The organism is Streptomyces sp. NPDC040622 (assembly GCF_055593965.1).
This window is the reverse complement of sequence record NZ_JBVIXD010000011.1, coordinates 153,358-168,980: the sequence shown is the minus strand read 5'-3', so window position 1 is coordinate 168,980 and position 15,623 is coordinate 153,358. Positions and strand designations below refer to the sequence as shown.

Annotated in this window: 15 protein-coding genes; 10 read left to right on the top strand and 5 right to left on the bottom strand. The window is 70.0% G+C overall.

From position 1 onward, the window contains the following. Nucleotides 1-15: 15 nt before the first annotated feature. Complete coding sequence (gene tkt / locus ACZ592_RS30970) at nucleotides 16-2,103, bottom strand: transketolase (protein ID WP_471584981.1); 2,088 nt, start codon at nucleotides 2,101-2,103, stop codon at nucleotides 16-18. A 418-nt stretch (nucleotides 2,104-2,521) separates the two neighbouring features. Between tkt and ACZ592_RS30965 the strand changes: the two genes are divergently transcribed. The 3 genes from ACZ592_RS30965 to ACZ592_RS30955 all read left to right on the top strand — a co-directional run bounded on the left by ACZ592_RS30965 (nucleotide 2,522) and on the right by ACZ592_RS30955 (nucleotide 5,123). Further along, nucleotides 2,522-3,475 (top strand): heme o synthase, encoded by a 954-nt coding sequence (locus ACZ592_RS30965; protein WP_471585106.1) that lies wholly within the window; start codon nucleotides 2,522-2,524, stop codon nucleotides 3,473-3,475. Between the two features lie 102 nt (nucleotides 3,476-3,577). Beyond that, entirely contained in the window at nucleotides 3,578-3,925 is a 348-nt protein-coding gene (locus ACZ592_RS30960) for a hypothetical protein (protein WP_471584980.1), read from the top strand. A 100-nt stretch (nucleotides 3,926-4,025) separates the two neighbouring features. Next, on the top strand, nucleotides 4,026-5,123 hold the full coding sequence (locus ACZ592_RS30955) for an amidohydrolase family protein (protein ID WP_471584979.1): 1,098 nt from the start codon (nucleotides 4,026-4,028) through the stop codon (nucleotides 5,121-5,123). A gap of 28 nt (nucleotides 5,124-5,151) precedes the next feature. Here the strand turns inward: ACZ592_RS30955 and ACZ592_RS30950 are convergent, their stop codons facing one another. The 3 genes from ACZ592_RS30950 to ACZ592_RS30940 form a co-directional block, all read right to left on the bottom strand. Then, nucleotides 5,152-6,180: a COX15/CtaA family protein gene (locus ACZ592_RS30950; protein WP_471584978.1), complete on the bottom strand. Its 1,029-nt coding sequence runs from the start codon at nucleotides 6,178-6,180 to the stop codon at nucleotides 5,152-5,154. 75 nt (nucleotides 6,181-6,255) lie between these two features. Beyond that, complete coding sequence (locus ACZ592_RS30945) at nucleotides 6,256-7,026, bottom strand: ABC transporter permease (protein ID WP_471584977.1); 771 nt, start codon at nucleotides 7,024-7,026, stop codon at nucleotides 6,256-6,258. Then, nucleotides 7,023-7,946 (bottom strand): ABC transporter ATP-binding protein, encoded by a 924-nt coding sequence (locus ACZ592_RS30940; RefSeq protein WP_471584976.1) that lies wholly within the window; start codon nucleotides 7,944-7,946, stop codon nucleotides 7,023-7,025. Before ACZ592_RS30940 ends, ACZ592_RS30945 begins: the two co-directional genes overlap by 4 nt. A gap of 111 nt (nucleotides 7,947-8,057) precedes the next feature. Between ACZ592_RS30940 and ACZ592_RS30935 the strand changes: the two genes are divergently transcribed. Beyond that, nucleotides 8,058-8,837, top strand: coding sequence for a formate/nitrite transporter family protein (locus ACZ592_RS30935; RefSeq protein ID WP_471584975.1), 780 nt, complete (start codon nucleotides 8,058-8,060; stop codon nucleotides 8,835-8,837). A 29-nt stretch (nucleotides 8,838-8,866) separates the two neighbouring features. On the opposite strand, the gene ACZ592_RS30930 is transcribed toward ACZ592_RS30935, so the two are convergent. Further along, complete coding sequence (locus tag ACZ592_RS30930; protein ID WP_471584974.1) at nucleotides 8,867-9,682, bottom strand: AAC(3) family N-acetyltransferase; 816 nt, start codon at nucleotides 9,680-9,682, stop codon at nucleotides 8,867-8,869. A 161-nt stretch (nucleotides 9,683-9,843) separates the two neighbouring features. Between ACZ592_RS30930 and ACZ592_RS30925 the strand changes: the two genes are divergently transcribed. The 6 genes from ACZ592_RS30925 to ACZ592_RS30900 all read left to right on the top strand — a co-directional run bounded on the left by ACZ592_RS30925 (nucleotide 9,844) and on the right by ACZ592_RS30900 (nucleotide 15,615). Next, entirely contained in the window at nucleotides 9,844-10,566 is a 723-nt protein-coding gene (locus tag ACZ592_RS30925) for a helix-turn-helix transcriptional regulator (RefSeq protein WP_471584973.1), read from the top strand. Then, nucleotides 10,563-11,984, top strand: a complete 1,422-nt coding sequence (gene sufB / locus ACZ592_RS30920; RefSeq protein WP_363277363.1) for a Fe-S cluster assembly protein SufB — start codon at nucleotides 10,563-10,565, stop codon at nucleotides 11,982-11,984. Before ACZ592_RS30925 ends, sufB begins: the two co-directional genes overlap by 4 nt. Nucleotides 11,985-12,070: 86 nt before the next feature. Continuing rightward, entirely contained in the window at nucleotides 12,071-13,252 is a 1,182-nt protein-coding gene (gene sufD / locus ACZ592_RS30915) for a Fe-S cluster assembly protein SufD (protein WP_471584972.1), read from the top strand. Then, entirely contained in the window at nucleotides 13,249-13,578 is a 330-nt protein-coding gene (locus ACZ592_RS30910) for a bifunctional 3-phenylpropionate/cinnamic acid dioxygenase ferredoxin subunit (protein WP_471584971.1), read from the top strand. Before sufD ends, ACZ592_RS30910 begins: the two co-directional genes overlap by 4 nt. Before the next feature lie 7 nt (nucleotides 13,579-13,585). Next, nucleotides 13,586-14,350, top strand: coding sequence for a Fe-S cluster assembly ATPase SufC (gene sufC, locus ACZ592_RS30905; RefSeq protein WP_030784213.1), 765 nt, complete (start codon nucleotides 13,586-13,588; stop codon nucleotides 14,348-14,350). Then, on the top strand, nucleotides 14,347-15,615 hold the full coding sequence (locus ACZ592_RS30900) for a cysteine desulfurase (protein WP_471584970.1): 1,269 nt from the start codon (nucleotides 14,347-14,349) through the stop codon (nucleotides 15,613-15,615). Before sufC ends, ACZ592_RS30900 begins: the two co-directional genes overlap by 4 nt. The last annotated feature ends 8 nt before the right edge of the window (nucleotides 15,616-15,623 follow it).

The window sequence follows — 15,623 nt, the reverse complement described above, 5'->3', positions numbered from 1 at the left end:
GGTCGTATACGGGCGTCAGCGCTGAGCGGCGGCGATCGATTCCCGCGCCGCCTGGGCCACCGCGTCGGCGGTGAACCCGAACTCGCGGAAGAGCACCTTGCCGTCCGCGGAAGCACCGAAGTGCTCCAGCGAGACGATGCGTCCGGCGTCGCCCACGAAGCGGTGCCAGGTCAGACCGATGCCGGCCTCGACCGCCACCCGCGCCCTGACGGACGGCGGAAGGACGCTGTCGCGGTACCCCTGGTCCTGCTCCTCGAACCATTCGACCGACGGCATCGAGACGACGCGCGTCGGGACGCCCGCGGCCTGCAGCTGCTCGCGCGCCTCGACGGCGAGCTGGACCTCCGAGCCGGTGCCGATGAGCACGACCTCGGGCGAGCCGCCCTCGGCCTCGAACAGGACGTAGCCACCCTTGGCGGCGTCCTCGTTGCGCTCGTACGTCGGCACGCCCTGGCGGGTCAGCGCGAGGCCGTGCGGGGCGCCCTTGCCGAACTCCTTGGTGTAGCGCTTGAGGATCTCGCGCCACGCGATGACGGTCTCGTTCGCGTCGGCCGGGCGCACGACGTTCAGGCCCGGGATGGCGCGCAGCGAGGCCAGGTGCTCGACCGGCTGGTGGGTCGGGCCGTCCTCGCCCAGACCGATGGAGTCGTGCGTCCACACGTACGTCACCGGGAGGTGCATCAGGGCGGAGAGGCGCACGGCGTTGCGCATGTAGTCGGAGAACACCAGGAAGGTGCCGCCGAAGATGCGGGTGTTGCCGTGCAGCGCGATGCCGTTCATCTCCGCGGCCATGGAGTGCTCGCGGATGCCGTAGTGGACCGTGCGGCCGTACGGGTCCGCCTCGTGCAGCGGGTTGCCCGTCGGCAGGAAGGAGCTCGACTTGTCGATCGTCGTGTTGTTCGAGCCCGCGAGGTCGGCGGAGCCGCCCCACAGCTCGGGGATGACCGCGCCGAGCGACTGCAGGACCTTGCCGGAGGCGGCACGCGTGGCGACGCCCTTGCCGGTCTCGAACTCCGGGAGCTTCTCCTCCCAGCCCTCGGGCAGCTCGCCCGAGGCGATGCGGTCGAACTCGGCGGCGCGCGCGGAGTTGGCCGTGCGCCAGGCGGCGAAGCCCTTCTCCCACTCGGCCTTGGCCTCGCGGCCGCGGTCGAGCGCCTTGCGGCTGTGCGCGAGGACCTCGTCGGAGACCTCGAAGGTCTGCTCCGGGTCGAAGCCGAGGACGCGCTTGGTGGCGGCCACCTCTTCGTCGCCGAGCGCCGAGCCGTGCGCGGCCTCGGTGTTCTGCGCGTTGGGGGCGGGCCAGGCGATGATCGAGCGCATCGCGATGAAGGAGGGGCGCTCGGTCTCGGCCTTGGCGGCCTGGATCGCGGCGTAGAGGGCGGCCGGGTCGAGGTCGCCGTCCTCCTTGGGAGCCACGCGCTGGACGTGCCAGCCGTACGCCTCGTACCGCTTCAGGGTGTCCTCGGAGACCGCGGTCTCGGTGTCGCCCTCGATCGAGATGTGGTTGTCGTCCCACAGCAGCACGAGGTTGCCGAGCTTCTGGTGCCCGGCCAGCGACGAGGCCTCGCCGGAGATGCCCTCCTGGAGGCAGCCGTCACCGGCGATGGCGTACACGAAGTGGTCGAACGGGGACGCGCCGTCGGCCGCCTCCGGGTCGAACAGGCCGCGCTCGTAGCGGGCGGCCATCGCCATGCCCACGGCGTTGGCGACACCCTGGCCCAGCGGGCCCGTCGTCGTCTCCACGCCGACCGTGTGGCCGTACTCCGGGTGGCCCGGGGTCTTCGAACCCCAGGTGCGGAAGGCCTTCAGGTCATCCAGCTCCAGGCCGAAGCCGGCCAGGTAGAGCTGGATGTAGAGGGTCAGGGACGAGTGGCCCGCAGAGAGGACGAACCGGTCGCGGCCGGTCCAGTCGGCGTCCGCCGGGTCGTGGCGCATCACCTTCTGGAAGAGGGTGTACGCGGCGGGCGCGAGGCTCATGGCCGTACCGGGATGGCCGTTGCCGACCTTCTGTACGGAGTCCATGGCCAGGACGCGGGCGGTGTCAACGGCCCGCTGGTCCAGTTCGGTCCACTCGAGGTCTGTGGTGGTCGGCTTGGTGCTCACCCTGAGTCAGGGCTCCTCTCCACATGTCGTATGCCGGCGGTGTAGATCCCACCGGCCGATGTCGAGCCTACCGCTGCTAGAACGCTCATTTTTTCGAGTCATTCCAGACTGCAGTGACACGCGAGGATCCGCCTCCTGAAAGGAAAGCGCGGGCATTCCGCAAGTGAATACGAGGTCGCTCATATGTCCGCTCAAAAGGCCACCGGTATCGCCCATATGTCCGCTCAATGAACGCCCCGCTCCGCTCACCCGGCGGCTCAACTCGCCACGGACGCCGTTCGACCGGCCGCCCAACACGAACCGACCCCCGCGAAGGGCGAGGTATGGGCAACGTCTACAGTGGCGTGGTACGCGCGGGCTTTACCGGATCTTCATGTCAGAAGGTGCTGGTCGGCCCGCTGGGATGTCTCTGTCAGGGGTGTGCGTGACGGCCGTTGAATCCCGTCCAGCGGGGGTTTCCGGGACGGACCTTAGCCCGAGCCATCGGCCGTTCGGGGCTCGTGTCAAGGCGTTCGTGGCGCTGACCAAGCCGCGGATCATCGAGCTGCTGCTCATCACCACCGTTCCGGTGATGTTCCTTGCCGAACAAGGGGTGCCCGACCTGAAGCTGGTCTTCCTGACCTGCTTGGGCGGCTACCTCTCCGCGGGGGGCGCCAACGCGCTCAACATGTACATCGACCGCGACATCGACGCGCTCATGGACCGCACGTCGCAGCGGCCCCTGGTGACGGGGATGGTCAGTCCGCGTGAATGCCTTGTGTTCGGCATCACTCTTGCGGTGGTCTCCACGCTGCTGTTCGGGCTCGCCGTCAACTGGCTCTCCGCGTGGCTCTCGCTCGGCGCGCTGCTCTTCTACGTGGTCGTCTACACGATGATCCTGAAGCGCCGCACCTCCCAGAACATCGTCTGGGGCGGCATCGCGGGCTGCCTGCCGGTCCTCATCGGCTGGTCCTCGGTCACCAACTCGATGTCGTGGGCGCCGATCGTCCTCTTCCTCGTCATGTTCTTCTGGACGCCGCCGCACTACTGGCCGCTGTCCATGAAGGTCAAGGACGACTACGCGCGAGTGGGCGTGCCGATGCTGCCGGTCATCGCGTCGAACAAGGTGGTCGCCCGCCAGATCGTGCTCTACAGCTGGGTCATGGTCGCCGTCTCCCTGCTGCTCCAGCCCCTCGGCTACACCGGCTGGTTCTACACGGTGGTGGCGCTGGTGACCGGCGGCTGGTGGCTGTGGGAGGCCCACGGGCTGCAGAACCGCGCCAAGGCCGAGGTCACGGGCGGCAAGCTCAAGGAGATGCGGCTCTTCCACTGGTCGATCACCTACGTCTCGCTGCTCTTCGTGGCGGTCGCGGTGGACCCCTTCCTGCGCTAGCAGCCGTCTTGCTCCGATCCTCCGACGGGCGGGGTGCGTGGTGTCCAACGCCACGCACCCCGCCCGTCGCCAGTTGATCTACCCGTCGGTAGCATCCTGCCCATGGCAGACACGCAGCAGGTGGACGACAGCAAGCAGGCCGCGAAGGCCGAGCGCCGGGCGGCCAGGCTCGCCAAGGAGATCGGCGCCTTCGCGCGGGCGCACGGCGGCGCCGAGGGGCAGATCGCGTACATCGGGCACGAGGGCACCCGGATCGTCCTCGTCGGCGAGGACGGCGGCTGGGGCGACCTGGTGGCGCCCACCTACGCCATCGCGCAGAGCGCCGTCGAGAAGGCCGGGATCACCGTCCACGAGGACTTCGACGGGGACTTCGCGGCCAAGGTCAAGACCGGCCCGTACGAGTGGACGCGCATGGCCGGCATCCAGCTCGGCGGCCCCGGCAACGGCTGACGCCCCGCCGTACGTTCGAACGAGAGCGGCCCGAAGCAACACCAGACGCCCGTTCACCCGTTAGGACCGTAGAAGCACGGTCCACTCATCGGGAGTCCGGATGATCGAAACGCCGTCCCTGGTGGACCAGTACTGCCATGGCGTCCTCCGCACGGAGCTGGGCCTCGGCACGTTCGAGGCCCACCTCGGCCGGGGCGAGGGACCGCCCGCCCCCGGCACCACCTTCTTCGACACCCAGACCGGCTTCGCGGTGCGCCGCTGGTGCCCGCCACTGCTCGGTCTCGAGCCGCACTGCCCGCCGGCCCGCTATCTGGCCCGCCGCCGTGAACTGGGTGTCCTGGCCTCGGGCCGGCGCCTGCTGCGGGGCAGCGGCATCACCACGTACCTCGTCGACACCGGGCTGCCGGGGGACCTGACGGGCCCCGCCGAGATGGCCTCCACCGGCGCCGCCCACGCCCGCGAGATCGTCCGCCTCGAACTGCTCGCCGAACAGGTGGCGGACACCTCGGGCACCGCCGACTCCTTCCTCGCCAATCTTTCCGAGTCCGTGCACGCGGCCGCCGCGGGCGCCGTCGCCTTCACCTCGGTCGCGGGAGTGCGGCACCCCACCGCGCTGGCCCCCGAGCCGCCGGGCCCCGGCGAGGTGCGGGGCGCGGTGGGACGCTGGCTGGCCGGACGGCAGGTGGGCGGGGCGCTCGCCGATCCCGTGCTGCTGCGGCACCTGCTGTGGATCGCGGTCGCCTCCGGCAGGCCGCTGCAGCTGCACGCGGGGGCGGGGGATCCGCAGACGTACTTCGGGGACTTCGCGCGGGCCACCGCGGGGCTCGGCACCGATCTGGTGCTGCTGCACGGCTACCCGTACCACCGCAGCGCCGCGCATCTGGCGGCCGTCTTCCCGCACGTGTACGCCGATCTCGGGCCCGCGCTCGTGAGCACCGGGGCGCGCGCGGCGGCCGTGCTCGCGGAGATCCTCGAACTGGCGCCCTTCGGCAAGCTGCTGTTCTCCAGCGGTGCCCACGGGCTGCCCGAGCTGCACGTCATCGGGGCGCACCTGTTCAGGGAGGCCCTCGGGCGGGTGCTCGGCACCTGGGTCGCCGAGGGCGCCTGGTCGCTCACCGACGCGCAGCGCGTGGCCGGGCTGATCGCCGCGGGCAACGCCCACCGGGTCTACGGGCTGCCGGAGGGCGCGGAGCGGTGAGGCGACCGGGGGCGGGGCGCCGCGGGCGTCAGACCGCCGAGAGCCGGGAGTCGTCCGCCTGGGCCGGCACGCCGGCCGTCAGGGCAGGCCGCTCCCGCATCGAGAGCAGCACCCGCATCACACCGATCCACACCAGGCACGAGCCGAACATGTGCAGGCCGACCAGGAGCTCCGGCAGGTCCGTGAAGTACTGGACGTAACCGATCGCGCCCTGCGAGAGGAGGATCAGGAACAGCTGGCGGGTGCGGGCCAGCGGGCCGGGCGGCGCGTCGACCGCCTTGAGGACGAACCACAGCGCGAACGTCAGCGTGACCACGATCCAGGCGAGGACCGCGTGCACCTTGCTGACCGTCTCCCAGTCGACGCCCATGCGCGGCACGTCGCTGGAGTCGCCCGCGTGCGGTCCCGCACCCGTCACGACGGTGCCCACGGCGATCAGCAGCGCCGAGGCCCCGACGAGGACCCACACGAGCTGCGCCACGGCCTTGCCGACCAGCGGGCGCGGCTCGGCGTCGCCCTCACGGGTGCGCTGCCACATCGTGACGGCGACCGCGATCAGGGCCGAGGAGAGCAGGAAGTGTGCCGCGACCGTGTACGGGTTCAGGCCGACGAGGACGACGATGCCGCCGAGCACCGCATTGCCCATGACCAGCCAGAACTGCATCCAGCCGAGCCGGGTGAGGCTGCGCCGCATCGGCTTCTGCGAGCGGGCCGCGATGATCGCCCAGCCGACGGCCGCCGACAGCACGTACGCCAGCATGCGGTTGCCGAACTCGATGGCTCCGTGGACGCCCATCTCGCTGGTCGCGGTCAGGGACTGGTCCGTGCACTTGGGCCAGGTCGGGCAGCCGAGGCCCGACCCCGTCAGGCGGACGGCGCCGCCCGTCACCACGATCAGGACCGTCATGACGAGGGAGATCATGGCCGCCCGCTGGACGGTCCGCTGGGTGGGGGTCCACCGCTCGGCGATGAAGGCGAGCGGGTTCCGCACGGCTTGAGCGATGTCGGATCGGGTCACGTTTGGCACGCGCCCCATCGTAGGGGGCCGCTTGTGCATGTCTTCACGAGGGGGACGAGTTACCCCAGAGCGGCCGGTGGGAGCGGTCGTCCCGCTCCCTCCCGCGAGTCCGGCTCACTCCCACCGGAAGAACTTCGCCGCCGCGCCGAGCCCGAGCACCGCCCACACCGCGAGGATCCCGAGGTCGCCCCACGGGATGCCCGCGCCGTGCTGCAGGACGTCGCGCAGGCCGTCCGAGAGGGCCGAGACGGGCAGCAGGCCGAGGACCGTCTGCGCCGCGTCGGGGAACTTGTCCAGGGGGACGATCACGCCGCCGCCCATCAGGAGCAGCAGGAAGACCAGGTTGGCCGCGGCGAGCGTCGCCTCGGCCCTGAGCGTGCCCGCCATCAGCAGCCCGAGCCCGGAGAAGGCCGCCGTGCCGAGCACCAGGAGCAGCAGCACCGAGAGGGGGTTGCCGTGCGGCGACCAGCCGAGGGCGAACGCGATCGCCGTGAGCAGCACGACCTGCAGCACCTCGGTGACCAGGACCGAGAGCGTCTTCGCCGTCATCAGGCCCCAGCGGGGCAGCGGCGAGGCGCCGAGCCGTTTGAGCACGCCGTAGCGGCGCTCGAAGCCCGTCGCGATGGCCTGGCCGGTGAAGGCCGTCGACAGCACGGCGAGCGCGAGGATGCCCGGCGCGAGGAAGTCGACGGCCTCGCCCTCGCCCGTGTCGACGATGTCGACGGCGCTGAACAGCACGAGCAGCAGGGCCGGGATGATGACGGTGAGCAGCAGTTGCTCGCCGTTGCGCAGCAGCATCTTCGTCTCGAGGGCCGCCTGCGCGGCGATCATGCGGGGGAGCGGGGCGGCGCCCGGCTCCGGCGTGTACGTACCGGCGGCGCTCATCCGCGCAGCTCCTTGCCTGTGAGCTCCAGGAAGACGTCTTCCAGTGTGTGGCGTTCGACCGAGATCTTCTCCGGCATCACCCCGTGCTGGGCGCACCAGGACGTGACGGTGGCGAGCAGCTGCGGGTCGACCGTGCCGCTCACGCGGTAGGAGCCCGGGGTCAGTTCGGCGGCCGCCGAGTCCGGCGGCAGCGCCTTGAGGAGCGAGCCGATGTCGAGGCCGGGGCGGCCGGTGAAGCGCAGGGTGTTCTCGGCGCCGCCGCGGCACAGGGCGTCGGGGCTGCCCTGGGCGATGACCCGGCCCGCGTCGATGATCGCGACGTCGTCGGCGAGCTCCTCGGCCTCGTCCATGTGGTGCGTGGTGAGGATGACGCCGACGCCGTCGCGGCGCAGATCGCGTACGAGGTCCCAGGTGGCCCGGCGCGCCTGCGGGTCCAGGCCCGCGGTCGGCTCGTCGAGGAAGACGAGGTCGGGCCTGCCGACCACGGCCATGGCGAGCGCGAGGCGCTGCTGCTGGCCGCCGGACAGGCGCCGGTAGGTGGTGCGGCCGCAGCTGCCGAGCCCGAGGCGCTCGATGAGGGCGTTCACGTCCAGCGGGCGCGCGTGCAGCTTGGCGACGTGACGGAGCATCTCGTCGGCGCGGGCGCCGGAGTAGACGCCGCCGGACTGGAGCATCACACCGATGCGCGGCCGCAGCGCGTCGGACTCGCGGACCGGGTCGAGGCCGAGGACGCGGACGGTGCCGGAGTCCGGCCGCCGGTAGCCCTCGCAGGTCTCGATCGTGGTGGTCTTGCCGGCGCCGTTGGGGCCGAGGACGGCGGTGATGCCCGCCCCGGCCGTCAGGTCGAGACCGTCGACCGCGGTCTTGGTTCCGTACCGCTTGACCAGATTCTGGATCTGGACGACGGGCTCGTTTCGCATGGTGAGCCAGTCTAGGGACGGGTCCGAGGTCCCGGGCGGGCGGGGCGGCGGTCCTCTTCCTGGGGACCTTTTCCGGCCGTACGGGGTGAAAGCGGGGCCTAGCGTCGCTGTGTGACCAGCATCGCGGAGAACGTCGAGGAGACATCCGAGCAGGCGGCCCACAAGGCGCACGACCTGCGGCGCACCCCGCGCTACTTCGTCTCGGCGGTGCTCGCGGGCACCTACATCGGGGTGGGCGAGGTGCTGCTCCTGGTGGCGGTGTCGCCGTTCGTGGCGGCCGGCTCGCCGGCGGTGAAGCTCCTGGAGGGAGCGGTCTTCCCGATCGCGCTGACCATCGTGATGTTCGCCGGGGCACAGCTGTTCACCAGCAATGTGATGGTGATGCTGATCGGGGCGCTGACGGGGCGGACGGGCGCGCGGGACCTGCTGGGCAGCTGGGGGCTCTCGCTGGCCGGGAACCTCGTCGGCGCCTTCCTCTTCGGCGCGATGGTGCACGCCTCGGGCGTGACGTCGACGCCGTCCGCGCGGGCGATGCTCGCCGACATGGTGCAGGGCAAGGAGGCACTGGCCGGCGGCCAGCTCTTCTGGCGGGGGGTGCTCTGCAACTTCCTGGTCTGCCTGGCGATCTGGATGTTCTACCGGGCCAAGGGGGACGGGGCGAAGATCTTCGTGCTGTGGATCCCGGTCCTGGTCTTCGTCGCGGTCGGCTTCGAGCACTGCGTGGCGAACATGGCGCTGTTCGCCCTCGCGATCCTCGACGGCAGCGCGGGCTTCGCCGACCTGGGCCGGAACCTGCTGTTCACCGTGCCGGGGAACATCGTCGGGGGCGGGCTGCTCGTGGCCGGTTCCTACTGGTTCATGGGGCGGCCGGAGCGCGAGGAAGACCTCTGACGGATCTCGCGGTTCTGACGGCTCCCGGTCTACGCCGTGGGGCGCGGCCGGTGCTCCGCCAGCCACCCCTCGGCGTACGCGACGGCGTCCGCCACGGAGAAGAGACGCGACGCGGCCGCGCCCACGAGACCCCGTACGACCTCGGTGTCCTTGTCCCGCTCGAAGGCCGCGCCCAGCTCCTCGAAGTCGTGCTCGCTGATCGACGGCTCGCGCACGGTCACCCAGCGGCGGCCCCGGGACGTCATCGCCGCGAAGGAGTTCTCGACCTCGCGGGTGGCGGGGATGCGGTATTCGGCCAGGTGGAATGCGGTGCAGGCGTCGTAGCCCGCGCCGAGGAGCAGGACACGCGCGCCCGCCTCCTCCAGACGCGCCAGGGGGCTGCGCTCGCCGAGCCGGCAGTCGCGGGCGTGCCCCGCGGTGATCGTCGCGGCGGCGGGGCCGACGGCGGCGAACGAGGTCTGCGGGTGGGCGCTGCGCAGGGCGCCGGGCCAGCTGCGCACCGCCTCCGGGACGATGCCGACGCCGAAGGTGGGCGAGGTCAGCGGGTCGTACGCGGGGATCGAGGCGCGCAGCGGCTCCCACCAGCTCTCCGGCACGGGCGGGTTCTGCCACACCGAGGGCTCGGAGTTGTCGCCGGTGTGCGCGGGGACCACCAGCGTGCCGTCCGGGCCGAGCGCGTCGAGGAGCGCCTGGACGAGGGCGACCTGGCCGCCGCAGACCCAGCCGAGGGCGCTGAGGGAGGAGTGCACCAGAAGGGTCTCGCCGGGGTGCACCCCGAGCTTCAAAAGCTCGGACGCGAGTGACTCGCGCGTGCACAAAGGGCCGGTGGGAGGGGGTGTCGGCATGGTTCAGGAGTCTCCCGGACGGGCCGCGCGGGCGCCACCGATTTGATCGATCGGTGATCGTTTCCGCAGGTCAGCTTAGGTATGCCTAAGTGATGCAGCGCACCAGGGGGTGATTTCTGCGCGGGTTGTCAGGGTCAGAGGAATTACGCAACAATGGCGTTGTGAAAAACGTTGGCGAGGCTCCGCAGGAGGAACTCGCGACCGGGGAGCGATCAACGCGCAACCGGGTCGCGCGGTCCATCCTGGACCACGGCCCCTCCACCGTCGCCGACCTCGCGAAGCGCCTCGGCCTCACCCAGGCGGCCGTCCGCAGGCACCTCGACGCCCTCGCCCACGAGAACGTCGTGGAACCCCGTGAACAGCGCGTCTACGGGGCCAGGACCCGGGGCCGCCCCGCCAAGGTGTTCGCCCTGACCGACTGCGGGCGCGACGCCTTCGACCAGTCCTACGACAAGCTGGCCGCGGACGCGCTCCGGTGGATCACCGAGCACCACGGCGAGGACGCGGTCGTCGCGTTCGCCCGGGCACGCATCGCCGCCCAGGCCGAGACGTACAAGAAGACGATGGACGCCGCGCCCCCCGAACGGCGCACCGAGGCTCTGGCGAAGGCGTTGACCGTGGACGGGTACGCTGCTACGGCGCGCAGCGCCCCCGTCGGTGAGCAGCTGTGCCAGCACCACTGCCCGGTCGCACACGTCGCCGAGCAGTTCCCACAACTTTGTGAGGCGGAGACGGAGATCTTCTCCGCCCTGCTGGGAACACACGTCCAGCGGCTCGCCACCATCGCCCACGGCGACGGCGTCTGCACGACCTTCATCCCCAGCAACACCTCACAGACCACCGATAACGCATCTGCAAGCACGGCCGGGAGGAACCCCGCATGACTCTCCCCACGGAGACTGCCCACCCCGAACTCGAGGGTCTGGGTACGTACGAATACGGCTGGGCCGACTCCGACGCGGCGGGTGCCTCTGCCAAGCGCGGCATCAACGAGGACGTCGTCCGCGACATCTCGGCCAAGAAGTCCGAGCCCGAGTGGATGACCAAGCTGCGCCTCAAGGGCCTGCGCCTCTTCGACAAGAAGCCCATGCCGAACTGGGGCTCGGACCTCTCCGGCATCGACTTCGACAACATCAAGTACTTCGTGCGTTCCACGGAGAAGCAGGCGGAGTCCTGGGAGGACCTGCCCGAGGACATCAAGAACACGTACGACAAGCTCGGCATCCCCGAGGCGGAGAAGCAGCGCCTCGTCGCCGGTGTCGCGGCCCAGTACGAGTCCGAGGTCGTCTACCACCAGATCCGCGAGGACCTGGAGGAGCAGGGCGTCATCTTCCTGGACACCGACACGGCGCTGAAGGAGCACCCGGAGCTCTTCAAGGAGTACTTCGGGACCGTCATCCCCGTCGGTGACAACAAGTTCGCCTCGCTGAACAGCGCCGTGTGGTCCGGCGGCTCGTTCATCTACGTCCCCAAGGGCGTGCATGTCGAGATCCCGCTCCAGGCCTACTTCCGCATCAACACGGAGAACATGGGCCAGTTCGAGCGGACGCTGATCATCGTCGACGAGGACGCCTACGTCCACTACGTCGAGGGCTGCACGGCGCCGATCTACAAGTCGGACTCGCTGCACTCCGCCGTCGTCGAGATCATCGTGAAGAAGGGCGGCCGCTGCCGCTACACGACGATCCAGAACTGGTCGAACAACGTCTACAACCTGGTCACCAAGCGCGCCGTGGCGTACGAGGGCGCGACCATGGAGTGGATCGACGGCAACATCGGTTCCAAGGTCACCATGAAGTACCCGGCCGTCTACCTCATGGGCGAGCACGCCAAGGGCGAGACGCTGTCCATCGCCTTCGCGGGCGAGGGCCAGCACCAGGACGCCGGCTCCAAGATGGTCCACATGGCGCCGAACACGTCCTCCAACATCGTCTCCAAGTCGGTGGCGCGCGGCGGCGGTCGTACGTCGTACCGCGGTCTCGTCGAGATCGGTGAGGGCGCCGCCGGATCGAAGTCGAACGTGCTCTGCGACGCGCTGCTCGTCGACACGATCTCGCGCTCGGACACCTACCCCTACGTCGACGTCCGCGAGGACGACGTCTCCATGGGCCACGAGGCCACCGTCTCCAAGGTCTCCGACGACCAGCTCTTCTACCTGATGAGCCGCGGCATGACCGAGTTCGAGGCCATGGCCATGATCGTGCGCGGCTTCGTCGAGCCGATCGCCAAGGAGCTGCCCATGGAGTACGCCCTGGAGCTGAACCGGCTGATCGAGCTGCAGATGGAGGGTTCGGTCGGCTGACACCGGCCGGTCCCGGCCGGCCGAGTCCGGCCGGGCACCCTCGCAGCTACTGACTTTTTACGCAGAGAGAGAGCACGACGACAGCCATGGCTGAGGCTCAGAACATCCCGGGCGGGTCGACGACCGCCGGATCCATCGCGGTGGCCGCCGAGTCCACCGTCGCCACCCGCATGAGCGCGCCCCCGTCCTACGACGTGGACAGCTTCCCCGTGCCGCACGGCCGCGAGGAGGAGTGGCGGTTCACGCCGCTGGAGCGCCTGCGCGGGCTGCACGACGGCACCGCGGTGGCAGGCGACGGCATCCGTGTCGAGGTCACCGCCCCCGAGGGCGTCGTCCAGGAGACCGTCGGCCGCGAGGACGCGCGCATCGGAAAGGCGGGCAAGCCCGTCGACCGCATCGCCGCCCAGGCGTACTCGTCCTTCGAGAAGGCCTCGGTCGTGTCCGTCCCCAAGGAGACGGTCCTCACCGAGCCGATCCGGATCGCCGTGCACGGCGAGGGAGGCACCGCCTTCGCGCACCAGGTCATCGAGCTGGGCGCGTTCGCCGAGGCCCTGGTCGTCATCGACCACACCGGTGACGCCGTGCTCGCCGCCAACGTCGACTTCATCGTCGGCGACGGCGCCAAGCTCACCGTCGTCTCCGTCCAGGACTGGGACGACAAGGCGGTGCACGTCGCCCAGCACAACGCGCTGATCGGCCGCGACGCCTCCTTCAAGTCCGTGGTCGTCACCTTCGGCGGCGACCTGGTCCGCCTCCACCCGCGCGTCAACTACGCGGGCACCGGCGGCGAGGCCGAGCTCTTCGGCCTGTACATCACCGACGCGGGCCAGCACCAGGAGCACCGCCTCCTGGTCGACCACAACACCCCGCACTGCAAGTCGAACGTCGTCTACAAGGGCGCGCTCCAGGGCGACGACGCCCACGCGGTGTGGATCGGCGACGTCCTGATCGAGGCCGCCGCCGAGGGCACGGACACGTACGAGATGAACCGCAACCTCGTGCTGACCGACGGCGCCCGGGTCGACTCGGTGCCCAACCTCGAGATCGAGACCGGCGAGATCGTCGGCGCGGGCCACGCCTCGGCGACCGGCCGCTTCGACGACGAGCAGCTCTTCTACCTGCAGTCGCGCGGCATCTCCGAGGAGGAGGCCCGGCGCCTGGTCGTCCGCGGCTTCTTCGCCGAGCTCGTCCAGCAGATCGGCCTGCCCGACGTCGAAGAGCGCCTCATCGCGAAGATCGAAGAGGAGCTGGAGGCGACGGTCGCATGACGTTCGTACGCGTCTGCGGACTGGACGAGCTGGAGAAGGACACCCCCAAGCGGGTGGAACTCGACGGCACGCCGGTCTCCGTCGTCAGCACCGAGGGCGAGGTGTTCGCGATCAATGACATCTGCTCGCACGCCAATGTCTCGCTCTCCGAGGGCGAGGTGGAGGACTGCCAGATCGAGTGCTGGCTGCACGGCTCCGCCTTCGACCTGCGCACCGGCAAGCCGTCCGGCCTCCCCGCGACGCGCCCCGTCCCCGTATACCCCGTAAAGATCGAAGGGGGCGATGTACTCGTTGACGTACACGCCTCCCCTTCCCAGGAGTCCTGAGGCACCCATGGCAACGCTTGAAATCAAGGACCTGCACGTCACCGTCGAGGCCGACAACTCCACCAAGGAGATCCTCAAGGGCGTCGACCTGACCGTGAAGCAGGGCGAGACCCACGCCATCATGGGCCCGAACGGCTCCGGCAAGTCGACGCTCGCCTACTCCATCGCGGGTCACCCCAAGTACACGATCACGCAGGGCACCGTCACCCTCGACGGCGAGGACGTCCTGGAGATGTCCGTCGACGAGCGCGCCCGCGCCGGCATGTTCCTCGCCATGCAGTACCCGGTCGAGGTTCCCGGCGTCTCGGTCTCCAACTTCCTGCGCACGTCGGCGACGGCGATCCGCGGCGAGGCCCCCAAGCTGCGCACCTGGGTGAAGGAGGTCAAGTCCGCGATGGAGCAGCTCCAGATGGACCCGGCCTTCGCCGAGCGCAACGTCAACGAGGGCTTCTCCGGCGGTGAGAAGAAGCGCCACGAGATCCTGCAGATGGAGCTCCTCAAGCCGAAGATCGCGATCCTCGACGAGACGGACTCCGGCCTGGACGTCGACGCGCTGCGCCAGGTCTCGGACGGCGTCAACCGCGTCCGCGAGACCGGCGAGGTCGGCACCCTGCTGATCACGCACTACACGCGCATCCTGCGCTACATCAAGCCCGACTTCGTGCACGTCTTCGCGAACGGCCGCATCGCCGAGTCCGGCGGCGCCGAGCTCGCCGACAAGCTCGAGGCCGAGGGCTACGAGGCCTACACGAAGGGTGGCGCATCCGCGTGACAGTGGCCCACCAGGGGCTTTCCGGCCTCCTCGACACCGAGGCGATCCGCAAGGACTTCCCGATCCTGGATCGCACGATCCACGACGGCAAGAAGCTCGTGTACCTGGACAACGCGGCGACCTCCCAGACGCCGCGCCAGGTCCTCGACGTGCTGAACGAGTACTACGAGCAGCACAACGCCAACGTTCACCGCGGCGTGCACGTCCTAGCCGAGGAGGCCACGGCGCTGTACGAGGGCGCCCGTGACAAGGTCGCGGAGTTCATCAACGCGCCGAGCCGCGACGAGGTGATCTTCACCAAGAACGCCTCCGAGTCGCTCAACCTCGTGGCCAACATGCTGGGCTGGGCCGACGAGCCCTACCGCGTGGACCACGAGACCGAGATCGTCATCACGGAGATGGAGCACCACTCCAACATCGTCCCGTGGCAGCTGCTCTCGCAGCGCACCGGCGCGAAGCTGAAGTGGTTCGGCCTCACCGACGACGGCCGCCTGGACCTGTCGAACATCGACGAGGTCATCACGGAGAAGACGAAGATCGTCTCCTTCGTACTCGTGTCGAACATCCTGGGCACCCACAACCCGGTCGAGGCGATCGTCCGCCGCGCCCAGGAGGTCGGCGCGCTCGTCCTGATCGACGCCTCGCAGGCCGCCCCGCACATGCCGCTGGACGTGCAGGCGCTGCAGGCCGACTTCGTGGCCTTCACCGGCCACAAGATGCTCGGCCCGACGGGCATCGGCGTGCTCTGGGGCCGCCAGGAGCTCCTGGAGGACCTGCCGCCCTTCCTCGGCGGCGGCGAGATGATCGAGACCGTGTCGATGCACTCGTCGACGTACGCTCCCGCGCCGCACAAGTTCGAGGCGGGCACGCCCCCGGTCTCCCAGGCCGTGGGCCTGGGCGCGGCCGTGGACTACCTGTCGGCGATCGGCATGGACAAGATCGCCGCGCACGAGCGGGCGATCACCGAGTACGCCGTCAAGCGCCTCCTCGAGGTCCCGGACCTGAAGATCATCGGTCCGTCGACGGCGGAGGACCGCGGCGCCGCGATCTCCTTCACGCTCGGCGACATCCACCCGCACGACGTGGGCCAGGTCCTCGACGAGCAGGGCATCGCGGTCCGGGTCGGCCACCACTGCGCGCGACCCGTCTGCCTGCGCTACGGAATTCCTGCGACCACGCGAGCGTCGTTCTATCTGTACTCCACGCCCGGCGAGATCGACGCCCTCGTCGACGGCCTGGAGCACGTACGGAACTTCTTCGGCTGAGGGGCTGG